Origin of the sequence: Leptospira licerasiae serovar Varillal str. VAR 010, assembly GCF_000244755.1 — a bacterium.
GTDB lineage: Bacteria > Spirochaetota > Leptospiria > Leptospirales > Leptospiraceae > Leptospira_B > Leptospira_B licerasiae.
Genome location: NZ_AHOO02000009.1, coordinates 285,259 through 305,726 on the forward strand (window position 1 = coordinate 285,259; position 20,468 = coordinate 305,726).

A 20,468-nucleotide genomic window follows, 5' to 3' on the forward strand; every position below is an offset into this window, starting at 1 on the left:
CCCCTCCCAAAGTCAGGGTGGGGGTGCACTTTCAATAATTCAGTTTTAAGATCCGGATCTCTTTTTCCTCGAAACGAAGAGTTTCCTTGAGTTGGCTAAATCTTTCTACAGAGAAAGGGGACTCGGGAGAACGGAGTTCTTTTTTTAACTTTAGAACTTCTTCATATAGTTCGAGTAGTTCCAAAGTGTTGCCTTTCGCTTCCTTTGAATATAGCGCGCGGAACATCGGGCCGATCCTGGAAGGAATGTCTGAGTTTACTATTTCTGCGATCCCAAGATCTTCGATATGTCGGAACATCCAGTTCTGGAGATAGACTGTTAGTAGTCTTTCCATTCGGACCACGTCTTCCTTAGTATTGCGAGGAACGATCCCTTTGTAGAATCTATAACGTTTTCTTAAATATTTACCTGCAGTGTTTCCATCGATCGGATCTAATTTAAGTTTATCCCATTCTTCTTTGATGACTGGAAAGTATTCCGATCCGAAATAAGGCTCGCCGAGTTCGCAGATATGGATGGCTCCCGGGTCGTAACTTCTCATTCTGGTACGGAATCCGTCCCAATCTGCTGCGAGTAAATTGACCTGTCCCTGGCTTTGGAGCGGTTCCATAGCTCTGTTGATTTCTCGGATAAAATTTCCTTTGAGTTGATCGGACGGATCCGCAAGCACTAGGAAATTGAAGTCGGAGGATTCGTCTCCTTCTCCTCTTTGTCTGGAACCAAAAAATATGAGTTCGAATGGTTTTAGGGAGGAGACGCTGGATAGATTTTCTTTAATTCGTTCCATGGCTCGGTCGCTTTGGTCTCTACTCAGGGTATGTTTAGAAGAAGGTCACTATTCGAAAAACAAACGCATCCTGGAAAGGTTTTCCAAAATGGCTTTGTAAGCCCGATCCCTATCTTCCGGATCTCCGAAGGGTAATGATTTTACATGGTTGAAGTCATGGTAGGTAATCTCTATGGAGTTTGCCGCCATGTTCTTTTTAATGGAGGAGATATAGTCTAGATTAATGACCTCGGTATCCCCCAATTTCAACCACATTCTATCTTATCCCCGGGATATCTTCTCCCCGCCGGATAACATACTTTCCGGATCAAAATCGGTCAAGAAAATACACTTTTAAAAAGCTTTTATTCCCCGGCTTACGAATTCGTGGAATTCCTTTCCTAATTCAGCGGTGCTTAATCCCTTTTTGTTCTCCAGCTGGGTTTCAAATACGAATATGAAGGTCTCTTTTTGCCATTCCCAACGGACGTAACATTTTTCCGTTCCGGAACCTTTAAAGCAGCCTGAGAATACTGTGGCTCTGGAATTTTCCCCCATCGGGAAATATTGGAATTGTCTGGAATTGAATTTTGACTGGTCTGTTTCGGATACCAATTGTCTGAAATCGTTGGAATTATCCTCTGTATAAGAGGAGGCACGGAAACTTTCGAAGCTTGAATTTGTGTCGGATATTTTACATTCGTAGAATAAACCCCTGGCAAACAATCTTCCCGAATTCAGTAAAACGGAATGTCCGCCTGTATAATATACTACATCGTAATTGAGTCGAAGTGCCGACGGATTTTCAGCTACGACCGAGGTCGGATTTTCCTGGTGGCTTTTGCATTCTGAGAGGACAAGCGCGAATATGAGTACAATAGCAATTCTAAAAACCGATCTCATACAGATCTCCTTTATAATTCCGGAATACATAAGAAGAATTTTTGGTTTCTTCCAGATAGTTCGCAGGTAGGGGAACTTTTCCTCCTCCACCTGTCAGATCCACAACGTACAATGGCACACTTAGTCCGCTGATACTTCCTCGGATCTGTTTCATGAGTTCTACACCTTCTTCTATCGGGACCCTAAAATGAGAAGATCCGAATACCTCGTCGCATTGGTGCAAATAATAAGGTTTGATCCCGATTTTGGTCAGCCCGTAGAATAAATCTGTCAAAGCTCCTACGGAATTATTGATCCCTTTTAGCAGCACAGCCTGGTTCAAAACCGTTACCGCGCCTTCTTTCACTAACATTCCGATCCTTTCCTTCACTAGTTCCGTAAGTTCCTTGGAATGATTGAAATGTGTGACCAGATAGATCGGAAAATGTTTTTTGAGGACCTGGCAAAGTTCCGACGTAATCCTCATAGGAAGTGTAACTGGGTACCTTGTATGGATCCGCACCTGGTTGATATGTGGAATAGATTTTAATTCGCCCAGAAGAAAATCCAGTTTGGAATCTGAAAGATTCAAAGGGTCTCCTCCGGAAAGGATCACTTCTTTGATCTCGGTATGTTCTCTAAAATATGCTAACGCGTCTTTCCAGTCTTCCGCGCCTGGAGTTTCTGAAGATTGGGATACTTTTCTTTTTCGAGTGCAGAATCTACAATATACAGCGCATACATGAGATAAATACCAAAGCGCTCTGTCGGGGTAACGATGAGTCAGTCCTTTGACTGGCATATAGGATTCTTCTGCCAAAGGATCTCTTCTGTCCCAGGCTCTTGTATGCAATTCTTCTTTTCTTGGTAAAACTTGTAGTCGGATAGGACAGTTTGGATCTTCCGGATCCGCTAAGTTAAGATAATAAGGAGTAGCAGAGAAGCTGAACACTTCCGAGCAAGCGAGTAACGCTTCTTTTTCTTCCGAACTGATCCGGATATACTTTTCCAATTCGGATGTATCTTTGATCCGATTTTGGATTTGCCATTTCCAATCCAACCATTCGGGTTCGGATACAGCCTTTCTTTTTAAATGTGAGGAAACTAATTCCAAGAAGCCCTCTTACTGATGGATTCTCATGCCTACAATTCCAGTCAACCGAGTATCCGTATAAAAAAGAAGGAAACCAACATAGGTTTCCATTCGAGTCGTTTATTTATATAACCTCGAGGAGAATGCCCATCAGTTAAAGTTGGAGACTTAGGAGAAGGATGAGCAAGATTTCCCGTTTTCTGTTTTTGCCGAAGCGGAATTTTGCCCGAAACCGCATTCATGCTTTTTACGGGGAAAAAGTCCTCCCGAGGACTTACAGAATGAAAACCGGTCAGACCGGAGGGGGAAGGAAAAGATAACGATACGCTAGGGCGTGAAAATGAAAATTGCGACTTGAATCGTTTGGAATAAGACTACTATTTAATCCGGAAGCTATTTGGGAGAATTTAGCAAGAAACCCGACGACTGCGTCGTCTGCGCTTGCGGAGAATAAGGATGGGAGTCCTTGGTCATCACCATCTCTAAAGGATTGTGTTCTCGATTTTTTTTGGAAGGAGTAACTTTTAGCGGTACTATAATCTCTGGCCACGACCTCGCTGAATAGAGCGAGTACCATGAATAAGATCAGAGGTAAAAGCCAAAGCCGCTTCATATCTATCTAAACTTAGACGGAACAAAACGGCTTTCGCAACCTTTTTTCGGGGGGAAATCGGAATTTATGGTTTGATCGCTTCTACTTCCACAGTACTTAAAGTACTTCTTAAATAGCCGCTTTTTAGCACCATTGCTTGTCCTTCTTCCGAAGTGATATAAGTAATGAACTCATCAATTTTTTTACCTCTATCGGAGAGATAAAATAGGTACAATCCTCTAGAGAGTTTGTACTTTCTTTCGGAGACATTTTGGATGCTTGGCTCCACAAAAGGATCCTTTCCGGTTTTGGAATAAGGAACAGCTTTCACTTTTCCTTTGTTCTGGATCTGTGCACTTCCCATTCCCATAAACCCAACGGACGCTGTGTCCTTCTCGATCAGATCAGCCATCTCATCGTTATCTGCCACCACCTTGGAATCGTTAGTGAACTCTTTCTTTTTAGAAACTTGGTATTCTTTTTCTCCTAAGTCCCTTTGTCTTAAGATATGAGTCTCGAAATAAGAGGCAGTCCCACTCTTATCGTTTCGAAGGACAACATGGATCGGTCCGGGCTTTCCGCCAACTTGGGACCAATCTTTTATTTCTCCGGAGAATATTTTGGAGATCTGTTCCAAAGTAAGTTTAGAAACTGAGTTAGCGGGATTGACTACTACAGCAATTCCATCGTAACCGATCAGTACATTCTCGAATCTTCCTTTCCTTTCAAACTGGGTTTGTTCTTCCGGAGTCAGCGTTCTGGAAGAGGCAGCTATATCCGTTTTTCCTTCGAATAGTTTTTCAATCCCTTCAAAGGAACCTCCTCCTTGGACGGTCACTTCTACGTTCGGATTCTTCTTAGCGTATCCGGCCGCTACCACATTCAATAATGTATGCATGGTTTCGGAGCCTGTAATCAGTAAGGGTTCTTTTTTGCAATTGGCAACCGTTAGCACGGTAGACAGAAGGAGTAAGAGCGTTAATTTTTGTTTCATCGAGTCTTTGGTTCTCCGGAAATCTTTTCCAAAGGGGGATTCTCCTCTTGTAAGGGTAAAAGTCGAACGGATTTTGGCCCTGAAATATTACAATTAACGAAGGTAGCCGGAGTACATCGCTTGACACATGGCCTTCCCGCAAGGATATAGAAGTAGCGTAATCTTTATTTTAGGTCGTTTATGAACTTAGGTATCACTGAAGTTAGAAAAGGAATGGTTCTCAAGGTAGAAGGAGAACTTTATTCCGTTGTAAAAAGCGAATTCGTAAATCCGGGAAAAGGTTCTGCCTTTATCCGTACAAAATTAAAGAACCTGGTCCGTAACAGTTCCATCGAAAGGACCTTCAAGGCTGCGGAAAAATTAGAATCAGTCGAATTGGAAAAGAGACAGATGACCATCTGTTACTCCGAGGGTGACGATATCATCTTCATGGACACGAACGACTTCGAACAGATTCCCGTTTCTAAAGAATACTTAGAAGATATCCTTCCATTCTTAAAAGAAGAGACCGCTATGGAAGTTTCCTTCTACGAAGGTAAACCGATCGGAGTGACTCCTCCGAACTTTGCGATCCTGGAAGTTACTTATGCGGAAGAGGGTCTAAAAGGAGACACCTCCGGAACCGCTCTCAAAAGAGTGACTGTCGAGACCGGGGGAGAGATCAACGTACCTATTTTTATTAAACAAGGTGATTCTATCCGGATCGACTTGAGAGATCTTACCTACGTGGAGAGGGTCAATAAATAAGGTTTTATAAAGCGGCCTTCCAAACAAAAAGGGCCGCATCTACCGCTTGAGGGTGCGGAGCTAAAAAGGAACACCACCTAAAGGAGGGCGCAAATGGCGACTATTATCCAAAAACCGGGACTACCGGAAATCAAAGACAACACTGAAGTTAAATCTTTTCTGAATAAAAGAGGGATCGAGTACGATCATTGGCCGGTTCCTAGCGCCTCTAATTCTCTTACCGATAAATTGACTCTTGTGGATGATGAGAAGGAAGCTCTTCTTAAAAATTTGGACAATCGTTTTGAGACTTTAAAGGAAAAAGAAGGATATCAATCCAGAGACTTGATCGTTCTTCATCCACAAGTTCCCGGCTTGAACGAGATGTTAGCTAAATTCGATAAAGTGCATTATCATACCGATGACGAAGTTCGTTATATCGTGGACGGGTCGGGTATTTTCGGATTCTCTCTCTCCGGCGAAAAGTTTTTAGTGAAGGTGGAGAAGAACGACTTCATCTCCGTTCCTAAAAATACGAATCACTGGTTCACTCTAGACGAGAACAAAAGGATCAAAGCGGTCCGTTATTTTCAAGACATGAGCGGTTGGGTCCCTAATTACGTAGAAGAGACTACGGCTCTAGTCTAAAGAATGTCCCCAAAAAAGATCCTGACCCGCTTGGCGGAGTCGGGAGTTCTATATCATTCTAAAGGGTGGATGCCTGGAACTGCAGGTAATCTTTCCATCAAAGACGAAAAAGATCCTAACGTGTTCTGGGTCAGCGGAAGCGGTTTGGATAAGAACAAACTGACTCGAAAAGATTTTCTTCCTGTCGAGATCCAATCCGGAAAAGTATTAGAAGGTTGGAAAGGTAGAGAAGGTCTCAAACCTTCTGCGGAAACTTCTATTCACAGAGCGGTTTATAAAGCGTTTCCTGAAATGGGATGTTCTCTCCATGTTCACACTCCTGAATCCAATCTGATCGAGATAGGAGTTTCCAAAGAGGATCCTATCAAGGATCTTCCGCTTCTTCCTTTAGAGATCATCAAGGCATTCGGTATCTGGGATGAGAATCCGAATGTTTCCGTTCCGGTCCTATATAATTATCCAAAGGTCCAAGATATCTCAGATCATTTGGAACAACATCTGATCGAAACAAAACCCAGAGTCCCGTTTTGTATTATAGAAAAACATGGGATCACTGTTTGGGGAAAGGACCTGATCCAGGCGAATCGACATTTGGAAGCCGCGGATTTTTTACTAAAAGTGCGGGCGATGTCCAAATAAGAACATGGAACTGAAAAAAATCCTGGTAGTCGGGGCCGGATCCGGGATCGGCAGATCTTTATTAGAAAAACTGAATACGATTCCGGAATATTTCCCGATCGGCGTTTCCAGAAGAGGCAGGCCCTTGGAGGAAAGTTTCGAAAGAGGAAGGAATTACTACTGCGATCTGGGGGACCCGGAACAGATCCGTAAATTTTCCTCTTTTCTTTCGGAACGTTGGACCGAGATCCATGCAATCTACTTCGCTTCCGGAGACGGTCTATTCTTGAAAATAGAAGATCTAGAATGGGAAGATCTTCAAAAACATCTTACTCTCAACTTAAGCGCTCCCATTTTACTGACTTCTAAACTTCTGCCTTTTATGAAGAAGGGATCTCTTCTCTGTTATATTTCTTCCACAGCGGGCAGGCAGGGCTTTCCGGAATCTTCTCCTTATTGCGCATCTAAACATGGACTGGCCGGTTTTGCGAAGGCGATCCGAGAAGAAGTGAAGGGCCGCGGGATACGAGTGACTACTGTGTATGCAGGAGCGATCGACACTCCTATCTGGGACGGAAGAGAAGGTTTTAATAGAGAAGATATGATCCCGGCGTCGGACGCCGCGGTCTTTTTAGAAAGTTTATATTCTCTTCCTGCGAGCTTTAATCAGGACGAGATACTTTTTCTTCCGCCGAAAGGTGTGCTTTAAATTTCAGGTTTCCGCCCAACGTTCTCGGATCTCTAAAAGTTCAGGCATCAGATTTAAGAAGATAGGAACAAGCCCTGGATCAAAATGAGATCCGGCGCCCTTTCGGATATGGTTGACCGCGTCTTCTATACTCCAGGCTTTTTTATAAGGTCTTTCAGTAGTCAGAGCGTCGAATACGTCTGCAATCGTTACGATCCTTGCCTCGATAGGGATCGTATCTCCTTTGATCCCGTTCGGATAACCGCTCCCGTCCCATTTTTCGTGATGGTTCAATGCGATACTTTTCGCCATTTGTAACAGAGAAGAATCGTGATCTCCGATGATCTCCGCGCCTATGGTAGGATGTGTTTTCATGATCTCCCATTCTTCGGGGTCAAGTTTACCAGGTTTTTGTAATATACGATCCGGGATCCCTATTTTACCTATATCGTGCATGGGAGAAGCATGTAATATTTTTTCCGCAATTTCCTCCGAGTGACCCAAAGCTTTCGCCAAAGTTTGGGAATAATGGCTCATTCGGATAACGTGAAGGCCTGTTTCGTTATCCTTATATTCTGCTGCGAGTCCTAATCTTTGGATGATCTGGAGCCTTGTTTCTTTTAATTCGTCGTTCCTTACCAAGGAGAGATGAGTTTTTACTCTTGCTTTTACGATTGCAGGGCTTACCGGTTTTGTAATATAATCTACGGCTCCCGCTTCGAAACCGTCCGCTTCATCTTCTTCTTCCGCCATTGCGGTTACGAATATAACGGGTATTCTGGAAGTAGAGGGTTCACTTCTGAGCTTTTTACAAGTTTCATGTCCAGTTATTCCCGGCATCATTACATCCAAAAGGATAAGATTCGGTTTTTCAGAAATAGAGAGTTCTATTGCCTTGATCCCGTCCTTGGCGAAAAAGAGTCTATAATCTTCTTGTAATATTTCTTTGAGCACCTTTAAGTTGGCCGCTTCATCGTCTACGATTAATATTTTGGGTCTATAATCTAGGAGATGGCTCATTCTATTTTCCGAAGTCCGTTTATAATCCGAGTTGGATGATGAATTTTTTGAGAAGAGTATATGCCTCTTCGAATTCGAATTGTTCTATTTTAGAACGAAAAGATTTAAAATCGGAATTTTCCACTTTTGTTCGGATCAGATCCGAAAATTCTTCTAAGTATTCTTCTTCTATCGAGCCTCTTTGGAAAGAGTCGGATAGTTCTTTCGCTAGAACGGAAGCTTTTTCGGGATCCCATTCTACTTCTTTTTCGGAAGGATCAATTTCAGATATTGCGATCATCTCAGAATAACCTAATACTCTTGCGATCTCGGCTATCATTTGATCCAACTCCACAGGTTTGGATACAAATCCGTCCATCCCGGCAGCACTCGCCGCATTTTTATCCTCTTCAAAAACGCTGGCAGTCAACGCTAAAATAGGGGTCCTAGAAACATTCTCTTGGATCTCATGCATTCGGATAACCCTGGTTGCTTGGCGACCATCGAGTCCGGGCATTTGTATGTCCATTAGAACCAAATCGAAAGATCCGGTCGTGACTTTTTTTACTGCGTCTTCTCCATCGTATGACGATTCTACTTGGTGACCAAGATTTTGCAAAAGAAGGCTTACTAGTTCCGTATTTTTTTCCACATCATCCACTACTAGGATCTTTAAAGCCGGAAGCTTGATGCCTGTTTGTACTTTGTTTTCTTGTCTAGCTTTACCTTCTTCCAAAGGAAGAATTACATGGAATGTGCTTCCTTTTCCAAGAACACTCTCCGCCCAGATCTTTCCGCCCATCAACTCCGTTAATTGTTTGCATATAGTGGTTCCTAATCCTGTTCCACCAAAACGTCTTGTTGTGGAGATATCAGCTTGAGTGAATGGTTCGAAAATTTTATCCAATCGATCAGCATTTATACCGATCCCGGTATCTTGTACAGCGAAATGAAGTTTTCCTTCTTCCCTTATTACTTTTAAAATCACTTTTCCTTTATCGGTGAATTTAACCGCGTTACCGATCAGGTTCATTAAGATCTGTCTGATCCGTAAGGAATCTCCCTTATAAAATTCGGGAAGATCCGAATCTTGGATCACTTCGAATTCCAGATTTTTCTTTCTTGCACTGATCCCCAGAGTGGATTTTAATTCTGCGACCAATTTAAAAAGGGAGAAGTCGATTTCTTCCAATTCAACCGCACCTTTTTCCAACTTGGCGGTATTCAAAATATCATTCAAAAGTCTTAATAAGGATTTCGCGGAACTTTTGACGGTTTCCAGATGACTTCTATGATTTTTTTCCAATTCATCCGAAAGAAGAACTTCCGTAAATCCTAGGATAGCGTTCATCGGAGTTCGGATCTCGTGGCTCATATTCGCCAAAAAAGAAGTTTTAGTGATCGCTGCAAGTTCCGCCTTTTCTTTTTCCTTGCGTAATGCTTCTTCCATTCTTCTTCTTTCGGTGATATCTAAAATAACTCCGTCAATAAAGATCGCTTCTCCGTTTCCACCGTAAGCTCCGCGTCCATTTTCCCAAAGCCATTTGATCTCACCGTTTTGATGAACGATCCTATACTCTAAAGTGAACGCTCTTTTTCCGGCGACTGCAGCATCCACTTCGAATTCCACTCTTTCCAGATCTTCAGGATGGATGATGTCTTTGAAAGATCGGATCGAGTTCGCACTTACGAAATCTTGGATAGGATAACCGGTTATTAACTCGGAAGCGTCGCTCATAAATAACATCTTCCATTCGTTATTTGGAAGACATCTGTAAGTTATTCCCGGGATATTTTCGATCAAAGAACGCACTTGTTGCTCACTTTGTTTTAATGCGTTCTCTATCATTTTTCTTTCGCTGATATCCGTTACGAAACCGACGAATAGATCCTCTCCAGAAAGTTTTCCGTGGCCGATCGCCAAACGTACCGGAAAATCGGAGCCGTCCTTTCGAACTCCTATGACCTCTCTACTGCTACCTATAATTTTTGCGAAACCTGCGCTTAACATTGTCCCGGAATTTTTATCTTTAAGGGTATAGTAAGGATCAGGCATCAGTTCTCTTATATTTTTCCCGATTACTTCTTTGTTCTGATAACCGAAGATCAATTCCGCAGAACGATTGAATTCTCGAATGTTACCCTGAGCATCCATTGTGATCACACCGTCGACAGCAGTAGTGATGATCGTCCTAAGTCTGGATTCGCTGATCCTCAGATCGTTCACTAAGTCGCGATATCTTAAGAACCAGTTGACTGCAAATGCAAATAGAGTGAATAAGATCGTGATCAAGGAAACGGCAAGAGCTAAGAAGGTGGAATCCGCAGTTTGAGAAATCAGATTTTTATCTTCTTCTCCTATAAACCTTGCCGCAGCCATACCTGTATAATGCATCCCTGATATAGCGGATCCCATGGTAGCGGCAGAAATAAGGGAAGGCCAGAGAGTCCCTAATTTAAAATTTTCTAAACCGAATCTTACCCAAAGAGAGAGTATTGCGAGAACCACCGCTACTATGATGGACAATGCGAAAAACCAAGGATCATAACGTAAGTATGGACCTGTTTCTACTGCTGCCATGCCTGTATAATGCATAGCCCCGATTCCGGAACCTACAAGTATACCGCCTAACGCTAATTCTGCGCCTGAAATTTTCGGTTTTCTCACGAACGAGAGAGCGATTGTTGAAGCGAGGAGGCTTGGAAAAATGGATAAGATAGTCAGGCTCTTATCATACTGAACGGTAGTGCATAGTTGGAAAGAAAGCATCCCGATAAAATGCATGGACCAAACTCCACAACCCAACGCAATGCTTGCGGCGGAAGCAATTAAATATTTTGTAATGGGCGGAGAAGATTCCGGAACTTTCTGTCCAATGATCTGTAGAGCTATATAGGATGCGAATATCGCCATCATGACGGAAAGGATTACCAACCAGGGATTGTACGTGGCCGAAAGAAGTTTAGAAGAAGAATTATAAATGAAAAAATTATCTAGAAATGCGATCACAAAAACTCAGACCTCGAAAGGAAGCCCCACATAAAATATAGTATTTCCGGGAGAAGATTCGAACCATATCCTTCCCTGATGTTTTTCCACAATTCGCTTTGCTATATCCAATCCTAAGCCGGAACCTTCTCCCAAAGGTTTGGTGGTGAAGAATGCGTCAAATACTTGGTCTTTCGCTTCTGCAGGTATTCCTGGTCCCTTGTCCTGTATAGAAACCACTACCTCGTTTCCTTGTAACGATGCGCTGATCACGATCGAACCTTTATGAGACATCGCTTGGACGGAATTCATGATTAAATTCGTCCATAAATGCATTAAATCGTCCGGGAAGCCCAAAAAATCAGGAATTCCATCTAAGTTAGTCGAAACCTCTACCCCGTGCTTGAATAAATTCTGATACAGAGTTAAAACGGTATCTATATTCTCTTTTAAGGAAAACTTTCTTTTCTTGTGAGAAGATTCGAAATGTGCGAAACTTCTTAGTGCATATACAATTTTTGCGGAACGATCCACTGCGGTCTTGATAGTATCCACACATTGTTCCGGGCCCAAAAGATCCAAAAAGAAAGGGAGAAGTTCCCGTGTATTCTGATCTTTTAATATTCTTTCGAAATTTCTCCAAGAAGAAGCAAGCCCGAAGTCCACGAATAGTTCCGCTGTCTCTTCCGGAAAAAGAACGCCTACGGATTTCATTTCCGTTTTGACCTCTGCAAGTATTCTCCTTCTATCCAGTCCGATCAGGATTTCTTTGGAAGAAACTCCTAAAGATATCAGTTCTTTGTAGGAGTTCCAATCTTCATCGGATAAGGAAGAGAGAAGCGGAAGAATAGGACGTAATTCCGCTCTGATTTTCTCCAAGTAAGAAAGAATATTAAAACCTGCCGCTTGGATTGCCCCGATTGGATTATTGATCTCGTGCGCTATTCCTGCCGCTAATTGGCCTAGATCCGCTAACTTAGATGCTTGGATCAGTTTTGCCTGGGTCCTTTTCAGGTTTTGAAGCGCCTCTTCAAGATCGAATTTTTGGGATTCAATGATAGCTTTTTGTGCCAAAATTTCTTCATTCGCTCTTTGTAATGTTTCAATCCTGAATTCCGCTTCTTCTAAACCAGTGGCGTCGGTCCCGGTAGAGATTACATATTGTAAATGACCGTTTCGATCCCGAACTTCTTTATGCTCCCAGAGAGTTCTTCTGGACTTTCCTTCTTTAGTCCTCAGAAGTACGCTTGTATGTTTCGGAAATCTTTTTTTTGCGAAACGTTGTTCGAAAACTTTTGCGATAGTATGCTTTTCGTCCGCGAATAATTCCGTTTCCCAAAAAACTTTTCCTTCCAATTCCATGAGATCGAATCCCGTGGTTTGTAAGCAGGCTCTATTCAATAAAATTAATTTGCCTTCGCCATCCAAAACTAGAAATAGAATGCTAGTAGAGTCTAAAATGCTCTGAAGAACATCTCTTCTTTCCGAAAGTTTTCTTTCCGAAATCGCTCTTTGGGTCACATCTCTCAAAACTACGATTGCGAATTGAGAACCTTCCTCCCTTTCGGAGCGAACGGAAACGTCATAATACTTCCCGTTATTTGTTTTCCATTCCGTATTCGTTTTTCTGTGGGCATAACATTCTTCCACCAGAACATCCAGATCGGGAAGAAATTCGGAAAGTTTGGAATTATGCTTTAATCTAGCCGTTCCGAGTAGATTTAGAGCCGCAACATTGCAGTCCAAAAGGAATCCGGAAGAGTTCATTACAAAAACTGCATCTTGTATGTATTCAAAGACCTGGTTTCTCGCCAAAGGGATCAGATTTAAGATCCGGAAATAAAAAAGGCCGTACATCCAGACAATCAAAGCAAAACTTGAAGTTAAAGGAAAGATATCCAGTTTAGGATGGATGAAAGGAATAAAACCTCCCGCAGTCATTACCTGACTACCGAATGGAAGAGAGATCCCTACCATAAAAACCAGACATCTTATTCTGTGGAATGCTCTTTGGGACCAGGCTCCGTATATTAAAATAAGGATACATAGAGAGAATATCGCAATGGAATTGATCACATAGACTTGCATCCAAGGCCCATATTCGTAGATCAAAGCTAACCAAGGAGCTGAGTTGTCGAATCTGAAAGTAGGACGAATCCATTCTTCCTTTCCGAACCAAACCGCGAGTTCGGTGCAAATAGGAATGAGTGAGAAAAGAAGGATACTGATCGGATGAATGAATCTATTTAAATTAGCGACCCTTAAACAAAGGAAAAGGAGTGAAGTGATCATAAGATCCGGGCCTATAAATTGGAAATTATCCCAAAAGATAATGCTCTCAGGTCTTGTGCTGACTATCTCCCAAAAATACCCGAAGCTATAGAGGATAATCCCAAGGCATACTAAAATGAATTCAGGAGCTCCGGAGGTTTGTCTACTTTTGATCCCTAATCTAAGAGAGAGAACGGAAAGAAAGAGGCTGATTAAAGGAAGGATCGCGTAAGGAGTCCATTTGAACCAGGATAAAGATTGGACTTCCGTTCCCATGCAAACTAATATCGAACGCTACCCCTTCGGCTCAAGGAGAAAGTTTCTAAGCTTAAAATATAAGACGTATTAGTCGGCTCCCTCCAATCGCTGGAAGGTAAATTTATCTCTTAAGTAAAGAAATTATAGAGTTTAGAGTGGATTCAGTTATGCGAACCGACCGCGGTTCCGGCTTTTTCACCCAAGGTAAAGTAGAAGGAGGCGCCTTCTCCCGGTTTACCTTCTGCCCAAACCGAACCCTTGTATCGTGTCACGATCCTGTGCACGATTGCAAGGCCGACTCCTGTGCCGGAGAATTCGTCTTGTCTATGGAGTCTTTGGAAAACGCCGAAAAGTCGATTGTAATATTTCATATCAAAACCGGCGCCATTGTCTTTTACGAAGAACGTTTTTCCTTTTTCTGTATTCGTAACTCCTATCTCCACCTTAGGGTTTTCTTTTTTGGCGGAATATTTTACCGCGTTGGATATCAAATTTTGGAAAACGTAAGACATCATGTCTCTATCAGTCGTCACTTTTGAGAGGGGATGAACTATAATTTCAGCGTTATGTTCTGTTTGGTCTTTGATTTGACTTACTACGGTTTCGGCGACTTCCGTCAGGTCGAAAGTGGAGTCTTTCAGCTCTTTTTTCCCTACTTTAGAAAATTCTAATAAATTATCGATCAGAGTTTCCATTCTTTTCGTGGATTCGACGAGCACATTCAAGAATCGGATCCCTTCTGCATCCAGAACTGAACTATGATCTTCTATGATCATTTGAGTGTAACCTTGGATCGCCCGTAGTGGCGCTCTCAAATCATGCGAAACGGAATAGGAGAATGCTTCCAACTCCGCATTCGCGAATTCTAATTCGAAATTTTTTTGCTCTAATGTTTCTAAATACTTTTTTCTATCTTCTGCAATTGCAAGAAGGGACTTCATTCTTACGATCAATTCTTCCGGATGGAAGGGTTTGCATAAATATTCGTCCGCCTTCGCTTCCCAGCCTTTTAGCATTGCCTCTCTATGGGTTAACGCAGTGAGAAGTACCACGATCGTCTTGGAAATTTTAGGATCCGCTTTGATCTCTTTACAAAGTTGCACGCCGTCCATCTCTGGCATCATTACATCGGAAAGGACCAGGTCCGGCTCCCAAAAATATACTAATTTTAGTCCCTCTTTTCCGTTTTTAGCGGACTTGACTCGGTAGAATGGGGAGAGAAGTGAATATATATAACTAGCAAGGTCCTCATTATCTTCGCAGATCAAGACTTTTGGTTTGTCCGAAAGATCCGCATCTTCTTCATTAGATATTTCTAAACTAGAAAATTGGGGAGAATGAGAATGAATTTTAGGAATAGATTCCTTTTCCCCCGGATCCGCTTTTTGAGCCGGAATTTTGACGCTGAATTTGCTTCCTGTTCCCAGTTTGCTTGTAACTTCCACGGAACCGCCCAAAAGTTCAGAAAAATCTTTGACCATTGCAAGGCCAAGTCCTGTTCCTCCGTATCTTCTGGTGGAAGAACCTTCGGCTTGTTGGAACTTTTTGAAAATGATTCTTTGGTCCGAGTCGGAGATCCCAATCCCGGAATCCTGAACGGAAAGAAGAAGTTGGTCTCCGGAATAAGTTAGAATGACGGAAATATTCCCGTCTTTAGGAGTGAATTTTAAAGCATTGGAAAGAAGGTTGAAAAATATCCTTTCGAATAAATAACGATCGATCAGAACATTCAGGTCGGAGGAAGGGAGTTCCTTTTTGATTTGGATATTTTTTTCCAAAACGCTCGGCTCAAAATCTTTAAGAATTGCGCCGATTAGATTATTTATATTTGTGGATTCTAGTTCCACTTTCATCTTTCCGGCTTCAAATTTAGAAAAATCTAATAGACTATTCACCATTTGAAGAAGTCTGACCGAATTATTATGCACGGTTCCCAGCATCCGGATATTGCTGCTGGAAAGTCCGGACCCTTTGTCGGAGAGAATCGATTCTATTGGAGCGAGGATTAAACTAAGAGGAGTTCTAAGTTCGTGGGAAACATTTGCAAAAAATTCGTTTTTGATCCTTTCTGTTTCTCTTAAACTCTTATTTGCGGATTGTAATTCCTGAGAACGTCGTATGATCTCCGTTTCCATCTCTTCCGTTCTAGAACGAAGAGCTTCAGTCATCTCAATTTGTTGCTCTCCTCGTTGTTTTAAAAGAACAAACTCGGTGATATCTTCCGCTTTATGGATGATACACTCTACCTTTCCTTTTTTATTAAAAACGGGGGAGTTCATGGGGCTCCAATATTTAACTGTGAATCCTCCTCCTTCTTCTTTTGGGAGTTGGATATCGTACTTTTGGACCGCCATCGTGTCGGGAGCTTTGGTTTCCAAAACACGAAGAAGGGAACTGCGAAGATTACTTACACCTGTCGCTTCCGGATCATCGGGATTGTCCGGAAAGACTTCGAAAATCCCTCTACCTAAAATTTTATCTCTTTCGGTTCGAGTCGCTTTGAGATATCCATCACTGACTGCTATGATTTTAAGCTCCGGAGAAAGCACCAGATACAAGCCTGGAGCAGATTCGAAAAGAAGACGAAAATCAGGGATAGAAGAGGAAGAATGATCCATCTGGTTTGCCTAATATAGAAATGAAAGATCCGAAAATAAGAGAATTCATTTTAAAATTAAATAATGTGGAGAAATAAGAATATCTAATTTCCTAAAAAGTTCCATTAGAATCACACCGTTTTTAAAGCACCCTTCTAGTTTTGTCATTAAGGAATTGTCCTTTGAGTGATGGAGTTCCTTAAGTATACTTATAAAAAATCCCCTAAAAGAGATATAAGGCTTTTCCGGCGCAATGTTGGGCCTCCTGCAAAATATTTCCCTCCCTTAATCAATAAATTTGGCCTAAATAGGCGCATAACGGATAATTTTAGAGTAACATTCCTGGAATTTCGGAATTTGCTGGTAATAAGTCGAAACGCGAGTAAAAAAGGCAAAACTATACCGGAAACGTCAAATGAGGATCGACGATTTCTTTTCTATTCAATTTTTTTTGTTTCAGTGTGACTGAAGGGGCGGAGCTATAGTCTAAAATCTCAATAATTTACTATACAAATATTTAGTATTTTTTTATAGTCTCCTCATGCCCCAAAAGATCAAAATTTGGAAACATTGGGAGAATGGACACTGTTTCACTGCCATTTCGTTTTCTTACGATACCGAACTCGTTCAGAAATTTTTAAAAATGCCTCGGGCAGTTTGGAATCGCAAAGACAGGTTCTGGAAAATTCCTTATTCCGAATCTTTTCTCACTGAATTTGTCTCTACTCATCGAGAAAAGATAGAAGCGGATCCTGACATTCTTCTAATTCCGCTCAAAACGGAAGTATTAAGACGCAATTATAGTAAAAAAACCCTGAAGTCCTACTTTCTTTATAACAGAGCCTTCTTAAGATCGATCGAAAAAAGTCCGTATTCTGTGACCGAATCGGATCTAAAGATGTATTTGGACCAAATTTTATACGAAAAGAACCTTGCTGCTACTTCAATCAGATCAGCTCTGCAATCTTTTAGATTCTATTATAATATTGTAATAGGGCAAAAATTTTTAATCTCGTATTCACCTCCGAAAAGAGAGAACAAGATCCCTGAATCCTTATCTAGAAAAGAAGTTTCCAGGATCATTGAATCGAATTCCAATCCTAAGCATAGACTTCTATTAAAACTTTGTTATGGATCCGGATTAAGAGTAGGGGAACTCGTAAAACTAAAAGGCTACGACTTGGATTGGGACAAAAAATCTATTCGGATCCGACAAGGCAAGGGAAAGAAGGACCGTTTCAGTCTGCTCCCAAATAGCTGTATAAAAGATCTCTCCGAGTTACTACAGCGCCAAGGTAAAAGTTCCTGGATTTTCACAGGCCAAATCCCTGGCAAAAGCCTAAACGTTCGAACCGCAGAACAAATTTTCACTAACGCCAAGAATAAAGCCGGAGTCACAAAAGACGTTTCGATCCACGATCTCAGACACGCCTTCGCTATCCATTTGCTGGAGGCAGGCACTTCGATCAAAATGATCCAAAGATTGCTCGGCCATGTTTCAGTAAAAACCACGGAAATCTACGCTAGAATCGTTGACCCGATGGTTTCCAAGATCAAAAGTCCTCTGGACGACCTCTGACTTTACGAACATTCGCCCATGCGCCGTTTACAGGACATTTGGCTAAAGAGCGGAGACTCGGAGTTATGCGTAATTGTGGGCGATTAAATTATTACAAAAAATCTGCTAAGATCGTCTAAATTGTCAAATGACTACTCAGAATGAGGAAATATTAAGTTGGTTAAGATGTGCTGAGGAATATTTGGAAGCTTTTTTAACGCTACTTAAGTGCTCATTAGCAAATAATAGAGATAGATGCACGAGGCCTACTGTTCTTAATTTTGGATACTTTCTGGAGAATCTACTTAAAGCCGGAATAATAAGAAAGAATAACCTTGAGGAAAGTGAGATCTTTGGACATGTTTCTGCGAAATTACTAACTGAAGCTGGCTTAACTGATTTAACGAAGTCTGAAAGCGATATAATTGAGTTTCTTTCGGAAACGGTAAAATGGGGAAAATACCCCAAAAGAGGAAAAGGTGATAGTGGAGAAATGTTAAGATCTTCCTCAGACGATCATCTATTAGTTTTTGCAGATCAAACAGTTTTTTTTACAAATCTCAATAATCTAAAAGATTTACTAAAGTTTTCACTTCGGCTGTTTGAAAATATAAAATCAATCGTGACTAGTGATTTAGCAGAGAGCGATGAAATCTATTTTTCTGATACATTTGATAGACTATCGTTTTTATTGCTAACGAGTTTAAGAAGCTTGGAGCAAGGAAAATGATTCTCCGATATACGCTCACAACTACGCATAACTAACAGCTCTGGCGCAGCGCTTCGGGATTGCTTCGCAACCCTCGCTTGGCCTTCGGCACATTCCGCTTTGTCACTCGTCTTGCTTGGCAAGCCTCGTGCCAAGTCCTTTCGGACTCGCGGAACGTCGCCAAGCGTTGGACGTTATCTGCCATGCCGCGCCCCTTCATTTATAGCGCCTGCCGTCCGTGGCAGGCTTAAACCTAATCATCCTTTCAAAATTCGAATATTTAAAGCTGGTAAGTTATCTATGAAGATAGACATAAATAATGTTGCACCATTTTTTCAAGTTGTTGTATTTATAACTAACGCGAAAAAACCATTTCCAATCATACTATCAAAATTCGATTTACACATATCGGAAACGATTAAAAAAAACGGTCATATTATCGTACATAAAGAAATCGATTCAATAAGTGAAAATCTGCTTGTACGCACCTATGCTCATAAATGGCCTCCCACTTGGATGATAACAACTCCGCCATTGAGTGGTGGAGAAACCGCAAGGGAGCATGAAAATAAATTAAATGAAATTTTCATACTCTATAGAAAGAACGATTATATTTTCTTTCACACATCTAGTTCCTTTATTGAAAGTCATTTAAGAGATACGATCGAAAAGGGGATTGTTGATACAAGGCTACTTGATCTTGTAAAAATATATTCCTTCGCAAATAATGATTTTTTAGAATTTAGAACTCTCGGAATAAACAATATTTTTAATGCAGGAGGAACAGCTCCTGAAGCAAAGACCTTGTATGGAAGAAATGCTGAATACTCTTTAACATCATCATTTGACGCTGGTTTCGGCTTCAGCTATGGCTTAGGTGCAAGAAGAGAGAAAGGTAAAAAAGAAATCATCCCCTTTGGTTTGTCAGCAAAAAAGAGAAAACTCTGGGGAACATGGACTAAAAATATAGATGATTTTTGTAATATATGCGATAGGCTTTCCATTGAACTAAAAAAAGCTACTAAATCAAATAAGCTTCAGATTTTAGCCACTCCTCTGGAAATATCCAAAACAGAACAACTAAAACTATTACATTGTTATATTGATTATTCAATACCTAAGAAAGGACTTCTTCAGGTGAAGCTAAACAGTGGGGAATATATATTTAATTGGCATTCGCACCTTTCTGAAGGGAGCAAGCCCAAAATGATCATTTCTACTGATGATAGAAAAGAAAACTGTGAAATAGAATTAAGCAGATTAAAAAATGGTAAATGGGAATTCAATTACGCAAATTCATCTGATAAACTCCTATTTTTAATATCAGAAGAAGGGGCAGATATAGAAAAACGAAGAGGAACAGATGCTGTTCAATATCTTAATAAGCAAGAAGACTTTACGCTACTTTTTGCAAATGGAGTTGCATATCGCGATGGAATCTATTGGAAAGACAATAGATTCAGTAACATTTTTAAAAAAAGTGAAATCAGTATAACCTGGAGTAATGTCGATATAACTAAGGAGATTCGTGAGCCTGAGAACTCTCACAATATCTCTATTACAAAGCAAGTGAAGAAATATCTTGAATCCCTTAAAGGAAACGAAAAACCATTTTTCTTAATAGAAGATAATGGTGCAAATGAAGTCGGAGATATTGTAGCTTTTACTGACGAAAAATTCATTCTTACCCATATAAAATTTTCGACTGCTGCTATACCTGGTTTGAGAATCGAGGATCTTCATGTCGTATGCGCACAAGCTTTGAAGAATTTACGATTCTTTAACCCAACTTTTTTATTGGCCAGAATTGAAAGATTAAAGAAGAACGTCTTTTATCCTCAGAGGTCACTTGAAAATATAGAACAACAACTTATTAACAAAATTAATAATATTCAGGCACAAAAGGAATGCTGGATTGTTCAGCCAGGAATTTCAAAAAAACTGTTGGAAAAAGATAAAAAAAACAAAGCACACTCTCTATTGAATTACGTAGACGGGATTTGTAATAGCAACAATATTACTTTTCGATTTTTTTGTTCTCCATAATTCTTTTAACTAATTTGACTTAATGAAATTAAAT

At 41.0% G+C, this 20,468-nt stretch carries 17 protein-coding genes; 7 read left to right on the top strand and 10 right to left on the bottom strand.

Annotation, left to right across the window (positions count from 1 at the left end):
• Window positions 1-31: 31 nt before the first annotated feature.
• From LEP1GSC185_RS12325 to LEP1GSC185_RS12355, 6 genes are all read right to left on the bottom strand, one after another.
• Entirely contained in the window at window positions 32-787 is a 756-nt protein-coding gene (locus tag LEP1GSC185_RS12325; RefSeq protein ID WP_008588948.1) for a hypothetical protein, read from the bottom strand.
• A 48-nt stretch (window positions 788-835) separates the two neighbouring features.
• On the bottom strand, window positions 836-1,042 hold the full coding sequence (locus LEP1GSC185_RS12330) for a hypothetical protein (protein ID WP_008589214.1): 207 nt from the start codon (window positions 1,040-1,042) through the stop codon (window positions 836-838).
• A gap of 78 nt (window positions 1,043-1,120) precedes the next feature.
• Window positions 1,121-1,669: a hypothetical protein gene (locus tag LEP1GSC185_RS12335; RefSeq protein WP_008589249.1), complete on the bottom strand. Its 549-nt coding sequence runs from the start codon at window positions 1,667-1,669 to the stop codon at window positions 1,121-1,123.
• Window positions 1,653-2,762 (bottom strand): KamA family radical SAM protein, encoded by a 1,110-nt coding sequence (locus LEP1GSC185_RS12340; RefSeq protein WP_008588764.1) that lies wholly within the window; start codon window positions 2,760-2,762, stop codon window positions 1,653-1,655. Before LEP1GSC185_RS12340 ends, LEP1GSC185_RS12335 begins: the two co-directional genes overlap by 17 nt.
• A 271-nt stretch (window positions 2,763-3,033) precedes the next feature.
• Window positions 3,034-3,354 carry a hypothetical protein gene (locus tag LEP1GSC185_RS12350; protein ID WP_008588972.1) on the bottom strand — a complete coding sequence of 107 codons (321 nt, stop codon included), beginning with the start codon at window positions 3,352-3,354 and terminating at the stop codon, window positions 3,034-3,036.
• Window positions 3,355-3,418: 64 nt separating this feature from the next.
• On the bottom strand, window positions 3,419-4,327 hold the full coding sequence (locus LEP1GSC185_RS12355) for a phosphate ABC transporter substrate-binding protein (RefSeq protein WP_008588768.1): 909 nt from the start codon (window positions 4,325-4,327) through the stop codon (window positions 3,419-3,421).
• 180 nt (window positions 4,328-4,507) lie between these two features.
• Here LEP1GSC185_RS12355 and efp point away from each other — a divergent pair, with 180 nt between their 5' ends.
• From efp to LEP1GSC185_RS12375, 4 genes are all read left to right on the top strand, one after another.
• Window positions 4,508-5,074 carry an elongation factor P gene (efp, locus tag LEP1GSC185_RS12360; RefSeq protein ID WP_008589168.1) on the top strand — a complete coding sequence of 189 codons (567 nt, stop codon included), beginning with the start codon at window positions 4,508-4,510 and terminating at the stop codon, window positions 5,072-5,074.
• Window positions 5,075-5,167: 93 nt separating this feature from the next.
• A complete protein-coding gene (locus tag LEP1GSC185_RS12365; RefSeq protein ID WP_008589114.1) occupies window positions 5,168-5,701 on the top strand; it encodes a 1,2-dihydroxy-3-keto-5-methylthiopentene dioxygenase in 534 nt (177 codons plus the stop codon).
• Window positions 5,702-5,704: 3 nt separating this feature from the next.
• Complete coding sequence (gene mtnB, locus LEP1GSC185_RS12370; protein ID WP_008588958.1) at window positions 5,705-6,340, top strand: methylthioribulose 1-phosphate dehydratase; 636 nt, start codon at window positions 5,705-5,707, stop codon at window positions 6,338-6,340.
• A 4-nt stretch (window positions 6,341-6,344) separates the two neighbouring features.
• On the top strand, window positions 6,345-7,028 hold the full coding sequence (locus LEP1GSC185_RS12375; protein ID WP_008588855.1) for an SDR family NAD(P)-dependent oxidoreductase: 684 nt from the start codon (window positions 6,345-6,347) through the stop codon (window positions 7,026-7,028).
• A gap of 3 nt (window positions 7,029-7,031) precedes the next feature.
• Here the strand turns inward: LEP1GSC185_RS12375 and LEP1GSC185_RS12380 are convergent, their stop codons facing one another.
• From LEP1GSC185_RS12380 to LEP1GSC185_RS12395, 4 genes are all read right to left on the bottom strand, one after another.
• Window positions 7,032-8,027, bottom strand: coding sequence for an HD domain-containing phosphohydrolase (locus LEP1GSC185_RS12380; protein ID WP_008588696.1), 996 nt, complete (start codon window positions 8,025-8,027; stop codon window positions 7,032-7,034).
• Between the two features lie 19 nt (window positions 8,028-8,046).
• On the bottom strand, window positions 8,047-11,016 hold the full coding sequence (locus LEP1GSC185_RS12385) for an MHYT domain-containing protein (protein WP_008588893.1): 2,970 nt from the start codon (window positions 11,014-11,016) through the stop codon (window positions 8,047-8,049).
• A 6-nt stretch (window positions 11,017-11,022) separates the two neighbouring features.
• Window positions 11,023-13,542 (bottom strand): histidine kinase N-terminal 7TM domain-containing protein, encoded by a 2,520-nt coding sequence (locus LEP1GSC185_RS12390; protein ID WP_008588924.1) that lies wholly within the window; start codon window positions 13,540-13,542, stop codon window positions 11,023-11,025.
• Window positions 13,543-13,685: 143 nt separating this feature from the next.
• The gene (locus tag LEP1GSC185_RS12395; protein WP_008589179.1) at window positions 13,686-16,142 is read right to left on the bottom strand and encodes an ATP-binding protein; all 2,457 of its coding nucleotides are present in this window, start codon (window positions 16,140-16,142) and stop codon (window positions 13,686-13,688) included.
• A 520-nt stretch (window positions 16,143-16,662) separates the two neighbouring features.
• On the opposite strand from LEP1GSC185_RS12395, the gene LEP1GSC185_RS12405 reads away from it, so the two are divergent.
• The 3 genes from LEP1GSC185_RS12405 (at window position 16,663) to LEP1GSC185_RS12415 (ending at window position 20,434) form a co-directional block, all read left to right on the top strand.
• Window positions 16,663-17,700 carry a tyrosine-type recombinase/integrase gene (locus tag LEP1GSC185_RS12405; protein ID WP_008588830.1) on the top strand — a complete coding sequence of 346 codons (1,038 nt, stop codon included), beginning with the start codon at window positions 16,663-16,665 and terminating at the stop codon, window positions 17,698-17,700.
• A 127-nt stretch (window positions 17,701-17,827) separates the two neighbouring features.
• On the top strand, window positions 17,828-18,409 hold the full coding sequence (locus LEP1GSC185_RS12410) for a hypothetical protein (RefSeq protein ID WP_008589187.1): 582 nt from the start codon (window positions 17,828-17,830) through the stop codon (window positions 18,407-18,409).
• 279 nt (window positions 18,410-18,688) lie between these two features.
• Window positions 18,689-20,434 carry a hypothetical protein gene (locus LEP1GSC185_RS12415; protein ID WP_010514574.1) on the top strand — a complete coding sequence of 582 codons (1,746 nt, stop codon included), beginning with the start codon at window positions 18,689-18,691 and terminating at the stop codon, window positions 20,432-20,434.
• Window positions 20,435-20,468: the final 34 nt, after the last annotated feature.